This window comes from Pectobacterium sp. A5351 (assembly GCF_028335745.1).
GTDB lineage: Bacteria > Pseudomonadota > Gammaproteobacteria > Enterobacterales > Enterobacteriaceae > Pectobacterium.
This window is the reverse complement of sequence record NZ_CP116477.1, coordinates 2,335,544-2,356,444: the sequence shown is the minus strand read 5'-3', so window position 1 is coordinate 2,356,444 and position 20,901 is coordinate 2,335,544. Positions and strand designations below refer to the sequence as shown.

The 20,901-nt window shown below is 49.0% G+C and carries 16 protein-coding genes and 1 pseudogene; 12 read left to right on the top strand and 5 right to left on the bottom strand.

Going from position 1 to position 20,901, the window contains the following annotated elements; all coding sequences use genetic code 11:
- Window positions 1-54 precede the first annotated feature (54 nt).
- Window positions 55-658 (top strand): annotated as a pseudogene (locus O1Q74_RS11025) (DDE-type integrase/transposase/recombinase); the annotation flags it as partial.
- Between the two features lie 273 nt (window positions 659-931).
- Here the strand turns inward: O1Q74_RS11025 and O1Q74_RS11020 are convergent.
- Window positions 932-1,090, bottom strand: a complete 159-nt coding sequence (locus O1Q74_RS11020; RefSeq protein WP_271873020.1) for a hypothetical protein — start codon at window positions 1,088-1,090, stop codon at window positions 932-934.
- 355 nt (window positions 1,091-1,445) lie between these two features.
- Here O1Q74_RS11020 and O1Q74_RS11015 point away from each other — a divergent pair, with 355 nt between their 5' ends.
- The 8 genes from O1Q74_RS11015 (at window position 1,446) to O1Q74_RS10980 (ending at window position 7,777) form a co-directional block, all read left to right on the top strand.
- A complete protein-coding gene (locus tag O1Q74_RS11015) occupies window positions 1,446-1,748 on the top strand; it encodes a PTS sugar transporter subunit IIB (protein WP_271873017.1) in 303 nt (100 codons plus the stop codon).
- A gap of 17 nt (window positions 1,749-1,765) precedes the next feature.
- Complete coding sequence (locus O1Q74_RS11010) at window positions 1,766-3,079, top strand: PTS sugar transporter subunit IIC (protein ID WP_271873015.1); 1,314 nt, start codon at window positions 1,766-1,768, stop codon at window positions 3,077-3,079.
- A complete protein-coding gene (locus O1Q74_RS11005; RefSeq protein ID WP_271873013.1) occupies window positions 3,072-3,398 on the top strand; it encodes a PTS lactose/cellobiose transporter subunit IIA in 327 nt (108 codons plus the stop codon). The genes O1Q74_RS11010 and O1Q74_RS11005 overlap by 8 nt, the downstream gene beginning before the upstream one ends.
- Window positions 3,399-3,410: 12 nt before the next feature.
- A complete protein-coding gene (locus O1Q74_RS11000) occupies window positions 3,411-4,841 on the top strand; it encodes a glycoside hydrolase family 1 protein (RefSeq protein WP_271873011.1) in 1,431 nt (476 codons plus the stop codon).
- Window positions 4,842-5,077: 236 nt separating this feature from the next.
- Entirely contained in the window at window positions 5,078-5,311 is a 234-nt protein-coding gene (locus tag O1Q74_RS10995; protein ID WP_442953079.1) for a carbohydrate porin, read from the top strand.
- Window positions 5,312-5,431: 120 nt separating this feature from the next.
- On the top strand, window positions 5,432-6,871 hold the full coding sequence (locus O1Q74_RS10990) for a glycoside hydrolase family 1 protein (protein WP_271873008.1): 1,440 nt from the start codon (window positions 5,432-5,434) through the stop codon (window positions 6,869-6,871).
- Between the two features lie 130 nt (window positions 6,872-7,001).
- Entirely contained in the window at window positions 7,002-7,256 is a 255-nt protein-coding gene (locus O1Q74_RS20370; RefSeq protein WP_271878873.1) for a 2Fe-2S iron-sulfur cluster-binding protein, read from the top strand.
- Between the two features lie 230 nt (window positions 7,257-7,486).
- On the top strand, window positions 7,487-7,777 hold the full coding sequence (locus O1Q74_RS10980) for a putative hemolysin (protein ID WP_271873005.1): 291 nt from the start codon (window positions 7,487-7,489) through the stop codon (window positions 7,775-7,777).
- 143 nt (window positions 7,778-7,920) lie between these two features.
- On the opposite strand, the gene O1Q74_RS10975 is transcribed toward O1Q74_RS10980, so the two are convergent.
- From O1Q74_RS10975 to O1Q74_RS10965, 3 genes are all read right to left on the bottom strand, one after another.
- On the bottom strand, window positions 7,921-8,928 hold the full coding sequence (locus O1Q74_RS10975) for a 2-hydroxyacid dehydrogenase (RefSeq protein WP_271873003.1): 1,008 nt from the start codon (window positions 8,926-8,928) through the stop codon (window positions 7,921-7,923).
- A 119-nt stretch (window positions 8,929-9,047) separates the two neighbouring features.
- Entirely contained in the window at window positions 9,048-10,601 is a 1,554-nt protein-coding gene (locus tag O1Q74_RS10970) for a methyl-accepting chemotaxis protein (protein WP_271873001.1), read from the bottom strand.
- A 611-nt stretch (window positions 10,602-11,212) separates the two neighbouring features.
- Window positions 11,213-12,766, bottom strand: a complete 1,554-nt coding sequence (locus tag O1Q74_RS10965; RefSeq protein ID WP_271872999.1) for a methyl-accepting chemotaxis protein — start codon at window positions 12,764-12,766, stop codon at window positions 11,213-11,215.
- Window positions 12,767-13,138: 372 nt separating this feature from the next.
- Between O1Q74_RS10965 and O1Q74_RS10960 the strand changes: the two genes are divergently transcribed.
- On the top strand, window positions 13,139-15,730 hold the full coding sequence (locus tag O1Q74_RS10960) for a YdbH family protein (RefSeq protein WP_271872998.1): 2,592 nt from the start codon (window positions 13,139-13,141) through the stop codon (window positions 15,728-15,730).
- A 15-nt stretch (window positions 15,731-15,745) separates the two neighbouring features.
- Complete coding sequence (locus tag O1Q74_RS10955) at window positions 15,746-15,979, top strand: YnbE family lipoprotein (protein WP_271872996.1); 234 nt, start codon at window positions 15,746-15,748, stop codon at window positions 15,977-15,979.
- A 65-nt stretch (window positions 15,980-16,044) separates the two neighbouring features.
- Here the strand turns inward: O1Q74_RS10955 and O1Q74_RS10950 are convergent, their stop codons facing one another.
- The gene (locus O1Q74_RS10950) at window positions 16,045-16,650 is read right to left on the bottom strand and encodes an FMN-dependent NADH-azoreductase (RefSeq protein WP_271872994.1); all 606 of its coding nucleotides are present in this window, start codon (window positions 16,648-16,650) and stop codon (window positions 16,045-16,047) included.
- A 348-nt stretch (window positions 16,651-16,998) separates the two neighbouring features.
- On the opposite strand from O1Q74_RS10950, the gene hrpA reads away from it, so the two are divergent.
- Entirely contained in the window at window positions 16,999-20,886 is a 3,888-nt protein-coding gene (gene hrpA / locus O1Q74_RS10945) for an ATP-dependent RNA helicase HrpA (protein WP_271872992.1), read from the top strand.
- The last annotated feature ends 15 nt before the right edge of the window (window positions 20,887-20,901 follow it).

Below are 20,901 nucleotides of genomic sequence, written 5' to 3'. Positions count from 1 at the left end.
CCAGCAATAGTGGACATGTGATTAAGTGAGTAAACTCTTAACCAGAGGTGACGCATGACAAAACCAGTATCAACCAGCAAGAAGCCCCGTAAACAGTACACGCCTGAATGCCGTCAGGAAGCCCTGAAGTGGTGCGGCTGCCGCTGCCCGCGAGTTCAGCCTGTATGAATCACCGCTTTACGCTTGGTGCAGTAAACTGAAAAATGCACATTTCTCTTCCGAGCGTGAGCAAGAAATGTCCCTTGAAATAGCCCGTCTGAAACGATAACTGGCTGAGCGGGATGAGGAACTGGCTATTCCCCAAAAGGCCGCGACATACTTCGCGAAGCGCCTGAAATGAGCTATGTCTTCATCGAAAAACATCGGGTAGCGTTCAGTATCAAAGCCATGTGTCGGGTGTTTCAGGTTGCACGCAGCGGTTGGTATGTTTGGCGTTGTCGTGTCAGCAAGGCATTCAATAACGCCACACAGCGGCTGCCTGTGTCTGAAAATCTGCTGAAGCAGGATTTTATCGTCAGCGGCCCGAATCGAAAATGGGTAGGATATATCACTGACTTATGTACAGATGAAGGCTGGCTGTTATCTTGCAGTGGTCATTGACCTGTGGTCGCGTGCTGTTATCGTCTGGTCGATGTCATCAAGAATGACGGCGGCACTGTGCATGCGGTGGGCTCAGCCCTGAACAGTTTGAAAAACAGAGCCTCGCTTAGTGCTGTACCCACATTACGTGGATAGGATCAAATTCCAATAATTTGTTCCATGGGACACCTCTTCATTTTTGCTATTGGTTTGCACTTACAGCATGTTTTGCTGAAGCTGGTTTGGGGAAAGCTCATTTCATTATTGCACATTGATGCTTTACTTCTCATCGTACGAGACCAGTGCTGGCAGGGTTCAGCCTTCAGCAAGTGTAGCGCTATTATAAAGCTATTTAACGTGTTAGATATTTATTGTCGAAGCCATGCTCATAATAATCTTTTGTGATAGACGCCTCATTTATGCCATTTTCTTCTGCTGTTAATTCGGTATTAACGATTGCCGCTCTGGCAATACGGGCATCGGAACATTTTTTGATAACGGAGTTTGGCATTACTGCTTCTTAAACGCAGAGTATTTTGGTACCAGTTTACGTATAAACACACGTATATCCCCATGTAGCAAGGTTTTTAATCAGAGATTCGTTTTTCTATAAGATTATCGAAACTCTCTTTCTTCTGTGGTATTTACACATGAAAAGGTAAGTAAAAATCATCAATGACATGTATAAATAACGTGATCTAAGGCACAGAATAACAGAGTGTTTTTTTTCTTTGTCATTTCTGTAATTTTTAATGACAATTCGTTTTTGATTCAAGTCAGCGCTTGTAGTAATACTATTCAGGTACCAATGTTGCTTATAATTTTCTCTGAAATATCCACATTCTTATAATATAATGAGGAACACCATGTATAGAATACTTCTATGTTGTAATGCTGGTATGTCAACCAGTATGGTTGTAAAAAAAATGCAGCAGGCAGCAAAAGATAGCGGTATTGATGTGGAAATTAAAGCAGTTGGCTTAGAAGGGTTTTCTGACGAAATTTTTAATTATGACTGTTGTCTCATAGGACCCCAGATTAAATTCAGGTTAGATGAGTTGAAGAAAGTTGCTGAGCCGATGAACAAACCTGTTGTTGTCATTAATTCAATGGATTACGGTCTAATGAATGGTGAGAAAATACTAAGAGATGCTCTTAAACTCATCTAATATCAAGGTAATGCATCATGGCAAAAATTTCTGAAATTCTGTTCTCAATAATTGAGAATAAGCTAACACCAATTGCTGCAAAAATATCTAACCAAAGACACATTATCGCTCTTCGGGATGGTTTTATCGCGGCCATGCCTTTTCTGATTGTCGGCTCATTTATGCTAATATTCGCCCATCCACCCTTTGATGAGAATACATCATCAACGTTTGGCAGGATGTGGCTTGGTTTTGCCAAACGCTACTCTGAAGAATTACTGATGCCCTTCAATATGACGATGGGTTTAATGTCAATATTTATCACCGGTGCAATAGCTTATAACTTAGCTCAAATGTATAAATTGAGCGCTTATATGGCTTCTTGTCTGGCAGTGATGTCTTTTCTATTGGTCTCTGCACCAGTTAGTAACAGTACGCTTTCTGTTACATATTTAAGCGGCGAGGGGATATTTACAGGGATTTTGGTTGCAATTTATTGCACTGAGTTAATGTATTTCCTTAAGAGAAAAGATTTAGGTTTTAAATTACCAGAACAGGTTCCTTCGAAAATAAGAGAGTCATTTGACTTACTTATCCCTGTATTGGTTATCTTTTTAACACTGTATCCAATAAGTATATTTTTTCAGCATTATTTAAATATGTTGATCCCCCAGGCTATTATGTCAGTATTCGCGCCACTGATATCGGCTTCAGATTCATTGCCTGCGATATTAATTGCAGTGCTGTTGGTGCATTTGCTTTGGTTTGCAGGAATTCATGGTGCGGCGGTTGTGGGGGGTATCCTGCAAGTGTTTTATATTACTAATCTGAGTAGCAATCAGTCTGCACTGAATGCAGGTCTTCCGATTGAGCATATCTTTGTTGAGTCGTTCTGGTCATTCTTTATTGTGCTTGGTGGCTCAGGGGCAACACTTGGATTGGCATTACTTTATTGGCGAAGTCGTTCTGTACATCTTAAAACGGTTGGACGATTAGGACTTGTACCTGGATTTTTCAATATCAACGAGCCGCTGATTTTCGGTTCACCAATCATCATGAACCCTATCATGTTTATTCCGTTCATCGGTGCGCCGTTAATTAATGCCACGATAGCCTGGTCTGCAACGAAGTTGGGATGGGTTAATCATGTTGTTTCGTTGGCACCGTGGACGACGCCAGCGCCTGTGGGTGCGGCTTGGGCCACAGGGTGGGACTATAGGGCAGTTATTCTTGTTGTCGCACTCACGGTCATTTCAATGGTTGTCTACTATCCATTCTTCAAATTGTATGAAAAACAACTTTTAGCGCAAGAAAAACAAGCTGTGGAAGAGGAGAGCAGGAATAATGGATAACGAAAATATTATCATGGAACTGATTATTCATGCAGGGCAGTCTCGTTCCTGTTCAATGGAAGCATTACGTGCTGCGAGAGAGCGGCAGTGGGAGAAAGCGGAAAATTTACTTGTAGAAGCAAAAGAATCCGCGCGCCAGGCACATCTCATCCAAACACAATTAATTGGTGAGGACGAGGGTGAAGGGCGTATCAAAGTCAATCTGATAATCGTCCATGCTCAGGATCACTTAATGAATGCCATTCTTTGCAGGGATCTCGTTGAAGAACTTATTGCGTTATACCGTGAAGTAGCCAGCCTTAGTGATAAATGTAATTAAACGGGAGTTTATATGCAGCATAACGTGTTAAAACCGTTTCCAGACGATTTTCTATGGGGGGCTTCGACCTCAGCTTATCAGGTCGAAGGGGCGTCGAGCGAGGATGGTAAAGGGCCTTCTGTTATTGATAAAGCGAAATTTCCTGAAGGTATCACTAATTTTGAAGTTTGTAGTGATCATTACCATCATTTTAAAGAAGACGTTTCTCTTTTTTCTGAATTAGGTCTGAAAACTTATCGTTTCTCTATTTCATGGAGTCGTTTATATCCTAATGGGGATGGTGAATTAAACGAAAAAGGTGCTGAATTTTATAATAGCTTAATCGATGCCTTGTGTGAGCGTGGAATAGAGCCCCTTGTAACGTTGTATCATTTTGATTTGCCCTGGGCATTGCAGGAAAAGGGCGGTTGGTCTAATAAAGCGACGATTGATGCTTTCGAACGTTTTTCTATTACCGCGTTTGAGTTGTATGGAGACAGAGTTAAATATTGGCTCACCATCAATGAGCAAAACATGATGATTCTGCATGGTAATGTGTTAGGAACATTATCTCCAGGAGATCAGAATCCGTTTAAATCGCTGTATCAGCAGAATCATCATATGATGTTGGCACAGGCCAAAGCGATGATTGCCTGTCATAAGATGTTACCGAACGCGAAAATTGGCCCGGCACCTAATATTTCCTGTATTTATCCAGCAAGCTCTAAACCTGAAGATGTAATTGCGGCGAATAATTATTCTTCAATCCGAAACTGGCTGTATCTTGATTTGGCATGTCGGGGAAGTTACAACTCAGTGGCATGGGCTTTCCTGGAGGGAAAAGGATATGCGCCGAAAATTAATGAAGGTGAAATGGCATTACTGAAAAATGCTAAACCTGATTTTGTAGCATTTAATTATTATGCATCTACGACTGTCAGTGCGAAAAGAGCGGAAGGTGATGATAATGAGCGTTCCGTTCAGGATCAGCAAGTTCCAGGTATCGATGAAACCGTATATGTAGGGCAGGACAATCCACACTTAGAACACAATGAGTTTGGTTGGTATATCGATCCCGATGGTTTCAGAATTACATGCCGGGAAATCTATGAACGTTATGCATTACCTATGATTGTTACTGAAAATGGGCTCGGTGCTTTCGATACGCTGGATGCCGATAACAAGATCCACGATCAGTACCGAATTGATTATCTTGCCAAACACATTAGGCAGTTACAATTAGCAATTAGCGATGGTGTAGAATTATTCGGTTATTGTCCATGGTCGGCAATTGATTTGGTTAGCACGCACCAGGGAATTAGTAAGCGATATGGTTTTATTTATGTCAATCGTACTGAGTTTGATTTAAAAGATTTAGCCAGGTTTAAAAAGAAAAGCTTCGTTTGGTACCAAAGAGTTATTTCTTCAAATGGAAGCAACCTGAACGTTGATGTAAGTTACTAAAATTTGCCCTATGTATTTCTGGAATGATGTTCATTCTATACTCTAAATAATTCGAGTTTCAGGCAGGCGGCAAGAGAAGGCGTCCCGATGAGCTTACTCAAGTAAGTGATTCGGGTGACAAATCTGCTGGGAGCAGATTTGAAGGCTGCTTGCAGCGGCCCTTCAGGGCGAGTCTCACGATGGGCCGAGTATTTGAACGCAGCCAACGCACATGCAGCTTGAAGTATGACGAGTATATGTGGCTAGAGACTGGCTATCAGGAAGTGGATTATGAATATGGGGCATCTAATTCAGGCTGGAAAGTCACTCTATCGCAGAATATTTCATTTGCGATGCGTCCGAATTTTAGATCGATGCTGCGCTTCTATGTTACGGACGGTGGTGTGAATAGCCGTCATACCAAACAGATTAATCCCGCTTATGACGACCGACGTGATTCACTCAATGTCGGCGCAATGTGGGAAGCGTGATGGTAATAATCAGTGGAAATGCCAGTTTCTTTGGCATTTCCACCGTTCATTATTATGGTGTCTCATCCCATCGTTCAGTATAGGCACCTTAAGAGAGTGTAAATAACCGGAGTTGTGCATATGGAACATACGTTCAGGAAGGCATTTCCTCAGGACTTTTTATGGGGAGCGTCATCGGCGGCCTATCAGGTTGAAGGGGCTTGGGACAGTGATAATAAAGGGCGTTCAGTATGGGATAATTTTGTGCGTATCCCGGGAAAAACATTTAAAGGCACGCACGGTGATGTGGCTGTCGATCACTACCACCGTTATCAAGAGGATATTGCGTTAATGGCGGAACAGGGGTTAAAAACCTACCGCTTTTCGATATCCTGGGCCAGGATTTTACCTAACGGGCACGGAGAGGTGAATGAACTGGGGTTAACGTTTTATGATGATCTGATTAACTGCTTATTAGCACATCATATCGAACCGATGGTGACACTTTATCATTGGGATATACCACAAGCGCTTCAGGATGAATATTTAGGTTGGGAATCCAGAAAAGTTATCGATGATTTTGCGGCTTATGCAGGAATACTATTCCAGCGTTTCGGTGATCGAGTGAAATACTGGGTCACGATGAATGAGCAGAATATTTTTATTTCATTAGGCTACAAAAAAGCGCTGCACCCGCCTGGAATCAACGATATGAAGAGAATGTATCAGGCGAACCACCATGCGAACTTGGCTAATGCAAAAGCAATTATTCTCTATAAAGAAATGGGTTTGAAAGGTCTTATTGGGCCAAGTTTTGCTTACGGCCCTAATTATGCAGTTGACTGCAATCCGTTAAACGTTGTGGCGGCTGAAAATGCGGAAGAGTTCGATGCTTGGTTTTGGATGGATGTCTATGTTAATGGAGAATATCCCATTATGGTATGGCGATGGTTGGAAGAAAATAATATCGCTCCGCATTGTGAGCCTGGTGATAATGTCATTCTTAAAGCTGCAAAACCAGATTTCATGGGTGTGAATTATTACCAGACAATGACGAATGCCTATAATCCATTGGAAGGAGGGGTGGGACAGAGTGATATGAATACGTCGGGTAAGAAAGGTACTACTCAACATTCTGGCCTGCCTGGTGTATATCGTCACGTCGATAATGAACATTTGGAAAAAACCAATTGGGATTGGAATATTGATCCAGTGGGATTACGCATTGGATTACGGCGTATCGCCAGTCGCTATCGTCTGCCTGTTTTGATTACTGAAAATGGTCTTGGGGAATATGACAAACAGACAGAAAATGGAGAGATAAATGATGACTACCGCATCAATTATCTGCGTAGTCATATTCTTGCTATTCAGGATGCGATTAACGATGGTGTAAATGTCTTGGGTTACTGTGTTTGGAGTTTTACCGATTTACTAAGCTGGCTAAATGGATACCAGAAACGCTATGGATTTGTTTATGTTGACCGGGATGAAGAGAATGAGCGGACGCTAAGAAGATTTAAGAAGAAAAGTTTCTATTGGTATCAAAACGTCATTCGTCATAATGGCCTTGATATCTAATACGGACTCTGTAAATAATTCTGTGTAATTGTCATCCTATTAAGGTGACCACTCAGGTGGCCACCGAGCTCTATAATAAATGAGGTTGTAATTTAAATTACAGCCTCATTCAGTTCATGGTTATGTTTTTATTTTAGATTCACTTGATGTTGAATTACCTTATTCATGCCGCGCTGGAGCATGTTCTTCATGTGCTGCGCTACTGATTAGCGGTCTCGTTGTCCAATCGGATGGTGCGTTTCTAAGCGATGAACAGAAAGTTAGATTGATATTAACACGTTCAGCATATCCCCAAAGTGATTGTGTTATTCGAACAAGGGGAGAGGCACTTCTGGAAGATGAAGGAAAAGCGCAAAAAGTCTTCTTTGAAGACTGGCAGAGATAGAACTGATTCCGACTTTTTAAGCTTGGATTTTTTAAAATGAAAAGATATGTTCCTTACTTTATGAAAGGCACATTATCAAATTTGATCTTTTCCCCGTTTACCTGCATTGCCCCCTGTGTTATCGGCGCGAGGTATGATAGATATAGTCCTTGTCTGAAAAATCTATTCGATAGGTGTTGATGCCACATGTGGCGTCAGAACTGACTCTCCACCCGACCCGAGGCCAAAACATGAAATTATTGCCATGGCTGTGTACTGCCGCTGTGTTGTTGCTGGCGGGATGCAGCAATAATAGTGAGAACGCCGCAGCTACTCAGCAAGACGCCACGCAAAATGATGATAAGAACGCTGTCGTGTTGCTGAAAAGCAGTTCTCCTGTTGACGTCAACTGTACGCTGATTGGCGGGACGATGGCGATATCCCGACAGCTTGACGGTGCGAGCGTGGGGGCCTGCCAGTTAGCCAATGGTAAGCGCTGTAGCGAACAATCGCTGATGAATGGAAGCTGTCCGGCGGGGTAAGTGTGCGGCAGTCAGCACTGCCGCAATATACCCGTCATACTTCAAGTTGCATGTGCGTTGGCTGCGTTCACTCACCCGAATCACTTACCTGAGTAAGCTCATCGGGATTCCTTCTCTTGCCGCCTTCCTGAAACTCGAATTATTTAGGGTATACAAGGTAAAGATGTAACCAGATTTGCACAAGGCATGTTCTGGCTGATGTCTTTCAGGTTCTGTAGCGTGGTTTGAGAAATGCTGATCAGCGCTTCTTCCGTCAGGAATGCCTGATGTCCGGTAAATAGCACGTTGTGGCACGCGGATAAGCGGCGGAAAATGTCGTCCTGAATCACATCGTTGGACTTATCGGCAAAGAAGAGGTCGCGTTCATTTTCATAAACATCCATCCCCAGCGCGCCAATTTTCTGTTGTTTCAGTGCGTCGATAGCCGCCTGTGAGTCAATCAGCCCACCACGGCTGGTATTAACGATCATGACGCCGTTTTTCATTTGCGCAAAGGCTGCCTGATTCAGCAGGTGATGATTCTCCGGCGTCAGCGGGCAGTGCAGGGAAATGACGTCTGCACTGGCATACAGCGTTTTCAAATCGACGTACTCCGCCCCTAATTCCAATGCCTGCGGGTTCGGATAGGGATCGAAGGCCAGCAGGCGCATGCCAAAACCTTTCAGGATGCGCATGGTGGCGATACCGATTTTTCCGGTGCCGATAATGCCCGCCGTCCGGTTATGCATATTGAACCCAATCAGTCCTTCCAAAGAGAAGTTTGCGTCGCGAGTGCGCTGATAGGCGCGGTGAATGCGGCGGTTAAGTGTCAGCATCAGGCCGACGGCATGCTCGGCGACGGCCTCAGGGGAATACGCGGGAACGCGCACTACACTGATCCCCAGTTCCTTGGCGGCTTCCAAATCCACATTGTTAAAGCCTGCGCAACGTAACGCCAGCGTTTTGATGCCCATTTCTGCCAGTTCGGTCAACACCTCGCGACCACCGTCATCGTTCACAAAGATGCAGACGGCTTGACAGCCCGCTGCTGTTTTGGCCGTGCGCGATGTCAGCATGAAATCAAAAAACTCCAGCTCATAGCCAAACTGCTGATTGACCTGTTCCAGATATTTACGGTCATATTGCTTAGTGCTGTAAATTGCCAGTTTCATTGATAGTTTCTCCGAAAAATCCTGAGATTAAGCTATCAGAAAATAGGGCGGTGACAAACCGTTACCTGACTGACAATAACGGTTTGAAATTGAGGGGCGATAATAACGTCAGGACGGGTTTAGCGAGGTGTACTGAAAACCGACACGGCTTCGGACATGGTGGAGATCTGCTGTTCCAGGCTGTTAATGGCAGAACTGGAATGCGTTGCCAAAATTGTGTTCTGGCGCGTCAATTCATCAATGTTGTTTACCGCTGAGTTAATCTGTCCCAGACCTTGTGATTGTTCTTGTGTCGCCAGGCTGATTTGATTCACAAGCTGCGTAACCTGTTGTACCTGAGTCAATATATTGTTCATGGACTGGCTGGTGTGGCTGACCAATTTATCGCTGGTATGAATGTTTGCGATCGTAGTATCGATAATCTCTGCGATGTCTTTGGCGGCGGCAGCGCTACGTTGCGCCAGAATGCGAACTTCCCCCGCGACGACGGCGAAGCTTTTACCCTGTTCTCCCGCGTGAGCGGCTTCGACTGCTGCATTGAGTGCCAGAATGTTGGTCTGGAACGCCAGATTATCCAGTACGCTGATGATGTCGGTGATCTCTTTGCTGGAACGGGTCATGACCGCCATCGTGTCCGTAACCTGACTCACCGCTTTCTCCCCGGCATCTACGGCCTGATTGGCATCGTTCGCACAGCGCGTCGCGAGCTGTGAAGCAGACGCGTTGCTTTGAATCGTCGCTGTCAGTTCTTCCATTGACGATGCGGTGGATTGCAAACTTTGTGCGGTATCTTCACAGCGTTGGCTCAGCGTGTAATTTCCAGAGGCGATCTCGCCGCAAGCGTGGCGCAGTTCGGCTAGCTTGCCGTTAACATCATCGACAAATGTGCGGAAATTCATGCCGGATTGATTGACGGCGCGTAATAGCATACCGACTTCATCCACGCGATTAAGTTGGAAGGAGTTATCTGCCTGTCCGGATGCGGAATTAATGGCCTGGCGCAGAATTTTTTCCAGTGGTTTTGCTACATGCTGAACTAATAATTCGCTGGTAATGGCTGCGCCAGCGAGTAGCACCAAAACAAAAGTTAATAGTGGCGTAGTGAGTGGAAGGGTAGCAAGTAAGAAAAGTAACGCGAATAGCATGAAAAGGAATACATAGCTTCTTATCCGCCAACGTACGGGAATAACGTTAAATAAGCTAAGAAACTTTAGCGGGCCTTTATAAATCAGCAGCCCCTGAAAGAGTCGACGGTTTTTTAATTTATTCTCACTCATTTGATGGTAAAGCGCTTCAGCTTGCCGAATCTCTTCTTGTGAGACTCGGGTTCGCACCGACATATATCCTGTTATTTTTCCGTCCTTCATCAACGGCGTCGTACTGGCTTTGACCCAATAGTAATCGCCATTCTTGCGGCGGTTCTTGACGACGGCAGTCCAGATTTTACCTGCCTTGAGCGTCGCCCACATGTCGGCAAACGCCTGCGGGGGCATGTCCGGGTGGCGTACGATATTGTGAGGTTGGTGAAGGATTTCCTCAAAGTCGTAACCACTGGCATCAATAAAATCGTCATTTGCATAAGTGATATGACTGTCGGTGGTGGTCACCGACATTAGCTTGGTCTTTTCATCTAATAAATACTGAATATCACTGACCGGAAAATTCTTACGCATTTATTGATCCTTTTAGTATAAGCAAGCATATCCCCATCATACTTCAGGCTGCTTGTGCGTTGGCGACACTCGGCCCATTCTGCGCCTCGCCCTGAAGGGCCGCTGCAAGCGTCGTTCAAATCGGCTAAGCCAATTTGTCCTTATCACCCCAGCCACTTATCTGTGTAAGCTCCTGGGGATTAATGAGCCTCATAAATGAAGCTCATCCTTCGGGCCAGCGCTAGCGCTGTTTAAATCGGTCTTAACCGATTTGTCGCTCAGTTGCCGCCTTCACGCAACTTGAATTATTCAGGGGTATAGATGTGATGTTTTTAGATCTATTAGCGAACGGAAAGACGATGGATGCTAGTTAGTTAACGGCAATATTTGCGAAATAATTAGCGAGTAAACTTATATATTGTCACTCATTTCGCCTGTTATTTTTTCTTCAGGAAAGTAGTTATCTAGCCTGACTCGTAATAAACGCACGTACCGATGACCAAAAGCATTCACTTGCTAAGTATATTATGAGTCTGTGAATTTGCACGGTGCTAATGTATGTTGAATATCAAGGAAAATGACGAAAAGAGAAAGCGGCGGGCACTCTAATGTGAGCGCCCGTGAGGACGATATTAGCGGGAAAGACTGAAGACGGAGGCCGCCTGCACCATGCTCGATATCTGCTGTTGCAGATGATCGGTGGCCGAATGTGACTGGCTGGCCAGCGCGGTGTTCTGGTGCGTGAGCTCATCAATGCGGTTTACCGCTTCATTGATTTGTTCCAACCCCAGAGATTGCTCCTGCGTGGCGAGGCTGATCTCATTCATTAAGTTGGTGACGTGCTGAACCTGAAGCAGAATATTGCTCATGGATTTATGTGTATGCGAAACCTGTTGTTCACCGGTACGGATACTATTCAGCGTTTCGTCAATGATGGTTGAAATATCGCTGGAAGAGGAAGCACTACGCTGTGCCAATGAACGAACCTCACTGGCGACGACCGCGAAGCTCTTACCCTGTTCCCCGGCATGTGCGGCTTCGACGGCGGCGTTCACGGCCAGAATATTGGTCTGGAACGCGAGATTATCCATTACGCTGACGATATCGGTAATGCGTTCGCTGGAACGTGTGATCGTCTCCATGGTATTCGAGACCTGGCTGACGGCCTGCTCGCCAGAGTTCACCGCCTGATTCACATCCTGTGTATATATCGAAGCCTGAAGTGAAGCTTCCGCATTGCTTTTTATCGTTGCGGTAAGCTGTTCTACGGAAGCGGCGGTTTGTTGCAGGCTTTCTTCCGTTTCCTCGCAGCACTGCGTCAGCGTATGGTTACCCTGTGCGATTTCATTACAGGCGTTTTTCAGCTCGCTCAGATTGGTATTCACATCGTCCACGAAAGTGCGGAAATTCATACCGGACTGGTTGACTGCCCGCATCAGCATGCCAATTTCATCCACGCGATTAAGCTGTGTCAGGTTGTCAGCCTGCCCGGCTGCGGAACGCATGGCCTGAGACAGAATTTGCTCGATGGGACGGGCAACATGGTGCACCAGAAGCTCGCCACTGACAAAACAGCAGGTGATGAGCAGTGGAAAGAGTACGGAAGCCAATGCGGTTCCCGCCAGCAGGGAATAGGCGGCGATCAGTGGGATCAGGCTAAAGAGCAGAAAATAGCTGCGGATGCGCCAGCGTAGCGGCATGGTTTTAAACAGACTCAGAATGCGCAATGGCCCGGTATAAATGAGCAGACCGTGATGGAAGGTGCGGTGTTTCAGTTTACCGTCATTTGCGCTGGCATAGAGCGCTTCGGCCTGACGAATTTCTTCGGGTGATGCCGCCGTGCGCACGGACATATATCCGCTAATCTCACCGCCTTTTCTCAACGGTGTGGTGCTGGATTTTACCCAGTAATGGTCGCCATTTTTACACCGGTTTTTCACAATCCCCGTCCAGATATTGCCCGCACGCAGCGTTTTCCACATATCCGCGAAGGCGGCTGGTGGCATATCTGGGTGTCGGATAAGATTATGGGGCTGCCCCATTAACTCATCGGTGCTGTAGCCGCTGACGTCAATGAAATCTTTGTTTGCGTAGGTAATATGGCTTTCTGGCGTCGTGACCGACATCAGTCTGGTTTTTTCAGAAAGAGGGAGTTGGCGGTCGGTGACAGGGGTGTTGTTACGCATGAAGCAGTCCTTGATATGCTGTGTCCGAATACTGATTTAACTGAGGCATACCCGCGGAGATGAATCAGCGGATAGCAGTAATGGTTCAGGTTGCTCATTGCTTTTTTTAAGACGGCTCGGGCAGAAGGAGATAATCCTGATATTCACCCGGAAACGCGTTGTTCATGATGAGATAACGTGATTCATTACAAAATATAACCTCAATTAAACATTTTACCACGAAAGGGTAATGAGCATGTACGCACAATGGTGGTAAATGTGAGATAGATAGGATTGCTTGTTAACAAAAAGAGCTATTTGTGAATGAATAATCAACAAAGGCCTACGGGACGACGTTTTACCGCAACTGAACAGGATGCTTAATTCGCGCTAATGATTAAAAAACAGGCACTTCCAGTCGTTTTCCTCATTGCCGCTCTGCTGTTTCTTTCCTGGCGGACACTGCCGCAGTGGCTGCCGCGTATCGCCACAATCTGGCTACCGGCGGAGATATCGCTGTCCGTGAATGGGACGCCTGGCTGGCAGGGCGATGGGCTACATAGCGCAGGGTTCCGTATTATGGTCGGGGAGTGCACGTTAGTTGATGTACGGAATATGACGCTGCGCTGGCATCGCTGGCGCTGGCATGTCGATATTGATGCTGTGACGCTAAACAGTGACTGTCTGCAACATCTGACAGCAGGTAGCGGAACTGAGCCCCCAGCGCGGCTGGCGCAGTGGCAACAGCGATTGTCGGCTGCTGATATTCAGATAAAGACGTTTACGCTACAGCCCTGGCAGGATTATGCCGGGCAGGTGCGGCTCAGTAGTGACGGTAAACGGCGACAAACGCTCGATTATCAGGGCGATCAACTGGTGGTGAGGGCAGAGCTGAATGAGGCACAACTGACCCTGCATGGAGGCATGTTTGCAACGCCAGCGGGATTCGTACGCCTACTGGTCAGTGGTGAGATGGCACTTGCCGATACGCTGGATGCAGCTCCGATACAGGGGCGACTGACCGGAAAACTGGATTCAGGGCAGACGCCGGATCCGCTTTCGCTCCTGCTGGATTGGCATAACCAGCAAGGTGAACTGGTGCTGAATGCGGCGAATGATGAAACGCCGCTGATATTGCTGCCGTGGAAACTGACGGATGAGATGATCCAGGTGACTAACGGCATTTGGCGCTGGCCTTATGCCGCTCAGTCGCTCTCTGGGCAAATCGCCATGACGTTACAGCACTGGCGGCAAGGGCTGGATGCCACCACGATTACTGCGCGTTTGAACATGTTGACGCAAGGGCATAACGGTAAGGCGAACGCCGTGCTGGTGCTGGGACCGGGCAATATTGGTCTGCTCAACAGTGAATTGCGCTTTCAACTTACCGGGCAGGCTAACTTACCGGCACTTTCTCTGACGGCGACACTACCGGGGGTATTGCAGGGCTCGATTCTCAATCCTGAACTCGCTCTTTTACCCGGAGCGCTGCTGCGCGCTTGGGGAACGCCTGCGCCGCAGGTTTATCTGGAAGAGGCGCGCTGGCCGCTGGCGGGCGTTCGGGTCAGTGCGACTGGCGTGAATGGGCGACTACAGGCGATTGTGAAGGCGAGGGAGGAATATTGGGGGCGCGCCAACCTGCACCTTGACGGTCAGGCGCAGGATTTCTGGCCGGATCAAGGGCAGTGGAAATGGCGTTATTGGGGCAATGGCCATCTGCCACCGCTGAAAGGTCAGTGGGATGTCACCGGGCGAGGCCAATGGCAGGATACACTGATTGAAATCAGTCAACTGTCGAGCGGCTTGGATCAGTTGGGCTATGGCATGGTGACAGTACATCAGCCTCGGCTGATGATTACTGAGCCGATCCGTTGGCAGCGTGCCCGTTCAGGCGAATATTTTCAAGGGGCGTTGCAACTGGCCTCAGAGCGGACGCACTTCAGCAACGGCGGCTATCTGCCGCCTTCATTGTTAACGCTGGCAATACAGGGGCGCAGTCCGGATGATTTCCAGCTACAGGGGCAGCTACAGGCTGAGGATATTGGTCCGGTGAGGCTGCGCGGACGCTGGGATGGGGAGCGACTGCGCGGCGGCGCGTGGTGGCCGACGCAGCCGCTTAAGGTGTTTCAACCCCTGCTTTCCCCACGGCTGAAAATGAACATTCGTGCCGGACAGTTTTACGCACAGGCGGCCTTCTCCGCCGCACGGAAACAAGGGTTCAGCGCCGGTGGGCATTGGGTGGTGAAAAATGGCGGACTGTGGTTACAGGATGGTGAAGTCAGCGGCGTAAACTTTGTCCTGCCTTACCGTCTGAAAGATCAGCGCTGGCAACTGGGCGTCAAGCAGCCCGTTACGTTGCGCATTGATGTGCTGGATAACCTGTTTCGGATGAGCCATATCCGCGTCGATCTACAAGGGTTTTATCCGTACAGCGAGCGGCGACCGCTGATTATGTCGCAGGCGGATATGGACGTATTGGATGGGCATATTGGCCTGTCGACGCTGCGCTGGCCGCAGCGGGAACCAGCGGTGTTCACCGTTAAGAGCGTGGAACTCAGCGAGCTGCTGACGGCATTGAAGCAAAAACAGTTCGCCCTGTCTGGGCGCGTGAGCGGGACGCTGCCGTTGAATTTTAATCATCCGACCATGTTGATTGAAGGCGGGCGAATTACCAATGATGGCTTCCTGACGCTGCGGTTGGATAATCAACTGGCCGATGAATTAGCGAGTAAAAACCTGGCGGGTGGTGTGGCGATTGGCTGGCTGCGTTATCTGGAGATCGGACGTTCCTACGCCACGCTTGACCTTAGTAATCAGGGTGAACTGACATTGACCTCGCAGGTGCAGGGGAAAAATCCGCAGCTCAGTGCGAACCGACAGGTTATTCTTAACTATCGTCATCAGGAGAATATCTTCCAGCTATGGCGCAGCTTACGTTTTGGCGATAACTTGCGGGATACGCTGGAACAGCAGGCCAATGAATAAATTCAAGGCAGAACCATGAACAAGAGCGAGATAGGGCTGGCGGCATGTTGCGCTGTCGTTTTTCTGACGGGATGCGTGCCGCGTATCGAAGTGGCTGCGCCCAAAGAGCCCATCACCATCAATATGAACGTGAAGATCGAGCATGAAATTCACATCAAAGCGGATAAGGAAGCGACGCAACTGCTGGAAAAATCGGACAATGCGGCCGGTGATGAGATAAAGAAAAGCGCGCCCATGGGCGCGCAATAATTAAGCCAAGTAAACCAATTTCATGGCAAGGTCGGTAACACCTATTCGTTATGAATAACGATTCTTTATGCAGTGACCAGTTGAGACAGTTGGGTTTTCGCTGCTTCGGTGGCTTTCTGCGCCATATCCGGGCCGTAGCCGTAACCTTCTGCGAATACGAATTCAAGATCGGTCAGGCCGAGGAAGCCCAGGAAGACGCGCAGGTACGGTTCCAGCAGATCGGTTGGTGTACCTTTATGGATGCCGCCACGGCTGGTTAAGACGATCGCGCGTTTACCTTTCACCAGACCTTCCGGGCCTTGCTCGGTGTAGCGGAACGTCACACCCGCGCGAGCAACCAGATCGAAGTAGTTCTTCAACTGGGTAGGAATGTTGAAGTTATACATTGGTGCGGCGATCACGATGATGTCATGCGCTTGCAGTTCCGCGATCAGATCGTCGGACAGTTTCAGGGCTTCCTGCTGGCGCGGGGTCAGCGGGGCATCGGAAGGACGCAGCGCGCCGACTAACTCACCATCAAGAACCGGAATTGGTTGAGCGGCCAGGTCGCGTACGGTGATGCTGTCGTTTGGATGTGCAGACTGCCACTCGGCGGTGAAGTGGTCAGCCAGTTGGTTTGACTGAGAATAACCTGCCAGAATGCTTGATTTCAGAACCAATACTTTGCTCATTGCCAATTCCTTTAGTGATTGAAGTGGGCGACAACATAACGCCCTTTGATGCGTCACATCTTATGCGGTGCTCTGGAAAGTGAAAAGTGCAAATATTCGAGGTCTTTATTCGATTTTCTTGAATAAGACGATGTTTGCATGACGTTTGAATAAGACTGCGCGGGGCGATTAGAGCCGCTTATGACAATGTGCTACTATCCACGTCTTAAAAATCCCCACGGCTTAACCATTTCCATGGTTTAAACATGCGGTACCTTGAAATCAGGTTAGGTTCAATCGAGCCAGATTCGGCGACAAGCATTGTCCCGGTAGAGAACAGAATTAGAGAAACAATTAAGGAAGAGCAACGTGAAATCACCTCTCAGTGCATTATCTACGCAGTTAAGTGAGCTAATGCTTCGCGATCGACAACGTCTACGCCGTCGTTTGCAGGGCGCAGAGAAGGTCAGCAGCCCGCAGGCGCAGACGGCGATCGCGCAGGACATTGAGGGGGAAATTGTCGCGGCACGCCAGAAGGTCGAGAACCGGCGGGCAAGCTGCCCGGCGATTCGCTACCCTGAACAGCTTCCCGTTAGTCAGAAAAAAGACGAGATACTGGAGGCGCTGCGTCACCACCAGGTGATTATCGTCGCGGGCGAGACGGGGTCGGGGAAGACCACGCAGTTGCCGAAGATCTGTCTCGAACTGGGTCGTGGCGTGCATGGCCTGATTGGCCATACGCAGCCGCGTCGTCTGGCTGCCAGAACCGTTGCTGACCGCATTGCCGCCGAGTTGGAAACGCCGTTGGGCGGCAGCGTCGGCTACAAAGTTCGTTTTAACGATCAGGTGAGTGACAATACGCTGGTCAAACTGATGACGGACGGTATTTTGCTGGCTGAAATTCAGCAGGATCGTCTGTTGATGCAGTACGACACGCTGATCATCGATGAAGCGCACGAGCGCAGCCTGAATATCGATTTCATTATGGGCTATTTGCGTCAGCTGTTGCCAAAACGCCCTGATTTAAAAGTGATTATTACATCCGCTACTATCGACCCGCAGCGGTTCTCTCGCCACTTTAATAACGCACCAATCATCGAAGTGTCCGGACGGACGTATCCGGTAGATGTGCGCTATCGTCCTGTGGTGGAAGACGCCGACGACAGCGAACGCGATCAGCTACAGGCGATTTTTGATGCGGTAGATGAGCTGACGCGCGAAGGGCCGGGGGATATTCTGATCTTCATGAGCGGCGAACGTGAAATTCGCGATACGGCAGAGGCGCTGACCCGTCTGGACTTGCCGCATACCGAAATTCTCCCGCTGTACGCGCGTTTATCTAATCAGGAACAGAACCGCGTCTTTCAGTCACATCATGGCCGCCGCATCGTGCTGGCGACCAACGTAGCGGAAACCTCGCTAACCGTGCCGGGGATTCGTTATGTGATCGATCCCGGCACCGCGCGCATCAGCCGCTACAGCTTCCGCACCAAGGTACAGCGCCTGCCGATTGAACCGATCTCGCAGGCGTCGGCGAATCAGCGTAAAGGGCGCTGTGGCCGTGTCGCCGCCGGGGTGTGTATTCGTCTCTATTCCGAGCAGGATTTCCTGTCGCGGCCCGAATTTACCGATCCCGAAATTCTGCGTACTAATCTGGCTTCCGTTATTTTGCAAATGACGTCGCTGGGGCTCGGCGATATCGCTGCGTTCCCGTTTGTTGAAGCGCCGGATAAGCGCAATATTCAAGACGGCGTAAGGTTGCTGGAGGAATTAGGCGCGATTAATCTGGCGGAAAATGGGCATTACCGACTGACGCCGCAGGGGCAACAGCTGGCGCAATTGCCGATCGATCCACGCTTGGCGCGAATGGTGCTGGAAGCGCGTAAAACCGGCTGTGTGCGTGAAGTGATGATCATCACCGCCGCGTTATCGATTCAGGATCCACGTGAAAGGCCGCTGGATAAGAAACAGGCGTCGGATGAGAAACACCGTCGTTTTGCTGATAAAGACTCCGATTTTCTGGCTTTCGTCAATCTGTGGAACTACCTGCGTGACCAGCAAAAGGCGCTGTCATCCAGTCAGTTCCGTCGCCAGTGCCGCACAGATTTCCTTAACTATCTGCGCGTTCGCGAGTGGCAGGATATTTACACGCAACTGCGCCAAGTGGTGAAGGAACTGGGTCTGCCGGTCAACAGTGAACCTGCCGATTACCTGAGTACTCACTGCGCGTTGCTCACCGGCTTGCTGTCGCATATCGGGCAGAAAGATATTGAGAAACAGGAGTTCAGCGGCGCGCGTAACGCCCGGTTTGCGATTTTCCCTGGCTCTGGGCTATTCAAAAAGCCGCCTAAGTGGACGATGGTGGCTGAACTGGTGGAAACCAGCCGCCTGTGGGGACGTATTGCCGCGCGTATTGAACCCGAGTGGATCGAACCGCTGGCTCAGCATCTGATTAAGCGGAGCTACAGCGAACCTCACTGGGAGAAAGCGCAGGGCACGGTGATGGCGCAGGAGAAGGTGACGCTCTTCGGGCTGCCGATTGTTGCGGCACGCAAGGTGAACTACAGCCAAATCGATCCGACGCTGGCGCGTGAGATGTTTATCCGCCATGCGCTGGTGGAAGGCGACTGGCAAACGCATCACGCCTTTTTCCGCGCCAACCTCAAGCTGCTGGCGGAGGTCGAAGATTTAGAGCATAAATCGCGCCGCCGCGACATTCTGGTAGATGACGAGACGCTGTTTGCTTTCTACGATCAGCGCTTGCCGCACGATATCATCTCGTCACGCCACTTTGACAAGTGGTGGAAAGCCGCCAGCCGGGATAATGCCGACCTGCTTAATTTTGAAAAGAGCATGTTGATTAAAGACGGTGCGGAGAAGGTCAGCGCGCTGGATTATCCGAACTTCTGGCATCAGGAAAGCTTGAAATTACGGCTGTCCTATCAGTTTGAGCCGGGCGCGGATGCGGATGGCGTGACGGTACATATTCCGTTGCCCATTCTTAATCAGGTGCGTGAAGAAGGCTTTGAGTGGCAGATTCCCGGCGTGCGCCGCGAACTGACGATCGCGCTGATTAAATCCTTGCCCAAACCGTTACGCCGTAACTTTGTTCCTGCGCCAAACTACGCCGAGGCGTTTCTGGCACGTACTACGCCATTAGAGAAAGGGCTACTGGATGCGCTGGAACGTGAGCTACGGCTGATGACGGGTGTGACGGTGCCGCGTGAGGCATGGCAGTGGGATCAGGTGCCCGATCATCTGAAAATCACGTTCCGCGTCATCGATGAGAAGAACCGGACGCAGCGGGAAGGCAAAGACCTGAACGCGCTGAAAGATCAGCTCAAAGATAAAGTGCAGCAAACGCTGTCATCCGTGGCGGATGACGGGCTGGAGCAGCGCGGTCTGCACGTCTGGAGCTTTGGTTCGCTGCCGGACTGCTATGAGCAGAAACGTGGCGGTTACTCGGTTAAAGCCTATCCGGCGTTGGTGGATGAAAAGGATAGCGTGGCGATTCGTCTGTTTGATACGCCGCACCAGCAACAGCAGGTGATGCGACAGGGGCTGCGTCGCCTGTTGCTGTTGAATATTCCTTCACCGATCAAATATCTGCATGACAAGTTGCCGAACAAGGCGAAACTCGGCCTCTATTTCAACCCGTATGGCAAAGTGTTGGATCTCATCGATGACTGTATCGCTTGCGCGGTGGATAAGCTGATTGAGTCAGCCGGCGGGCCGGTCTGGCAGGAAGCCGCCTTCCAGCAACTGCATGAAAAAGTGCGCGCAGAGCTGAACGAGACGGTAGTGGATATCGCCAAACAGGTTGAGCAAATTCTGACGGCCGTTTTCACCATTAACAAACGTCTGAAAGGGCGCGTAGACATGGCGATGGCGCTGGCATTAAGCGATATCAAGGGTCAGATGAACGGTCTGGTCTTCCGTGGCTTTGTGACTGAAAACGGCTGGCAGCGCCTGCCGGACGTGCTGCGTTACCTGCAAGCGATAGAGCGACGTCTGGAGAAGCTGGCACAGGATGTCCACCGCGACCGGGCACAGATGTTGAAAGTGGAACAGGTTCAACAGGCGTGGCAGCAATGGTGGAACAAGCTGCCTGCGGAGCGACGTGACGATGACGAGGTGAAAGCCGTGCGCTGGATGCTTGAAGAGCTGCGCGTCAGCTACTTTGCCCAGCAGTTGGGAACGCCGTTCCCGATCTCCGATAAGCGCGTATTGCAGGCGATGGAGCAGGTTGAAGGCTAATCGCTGGTTATCACA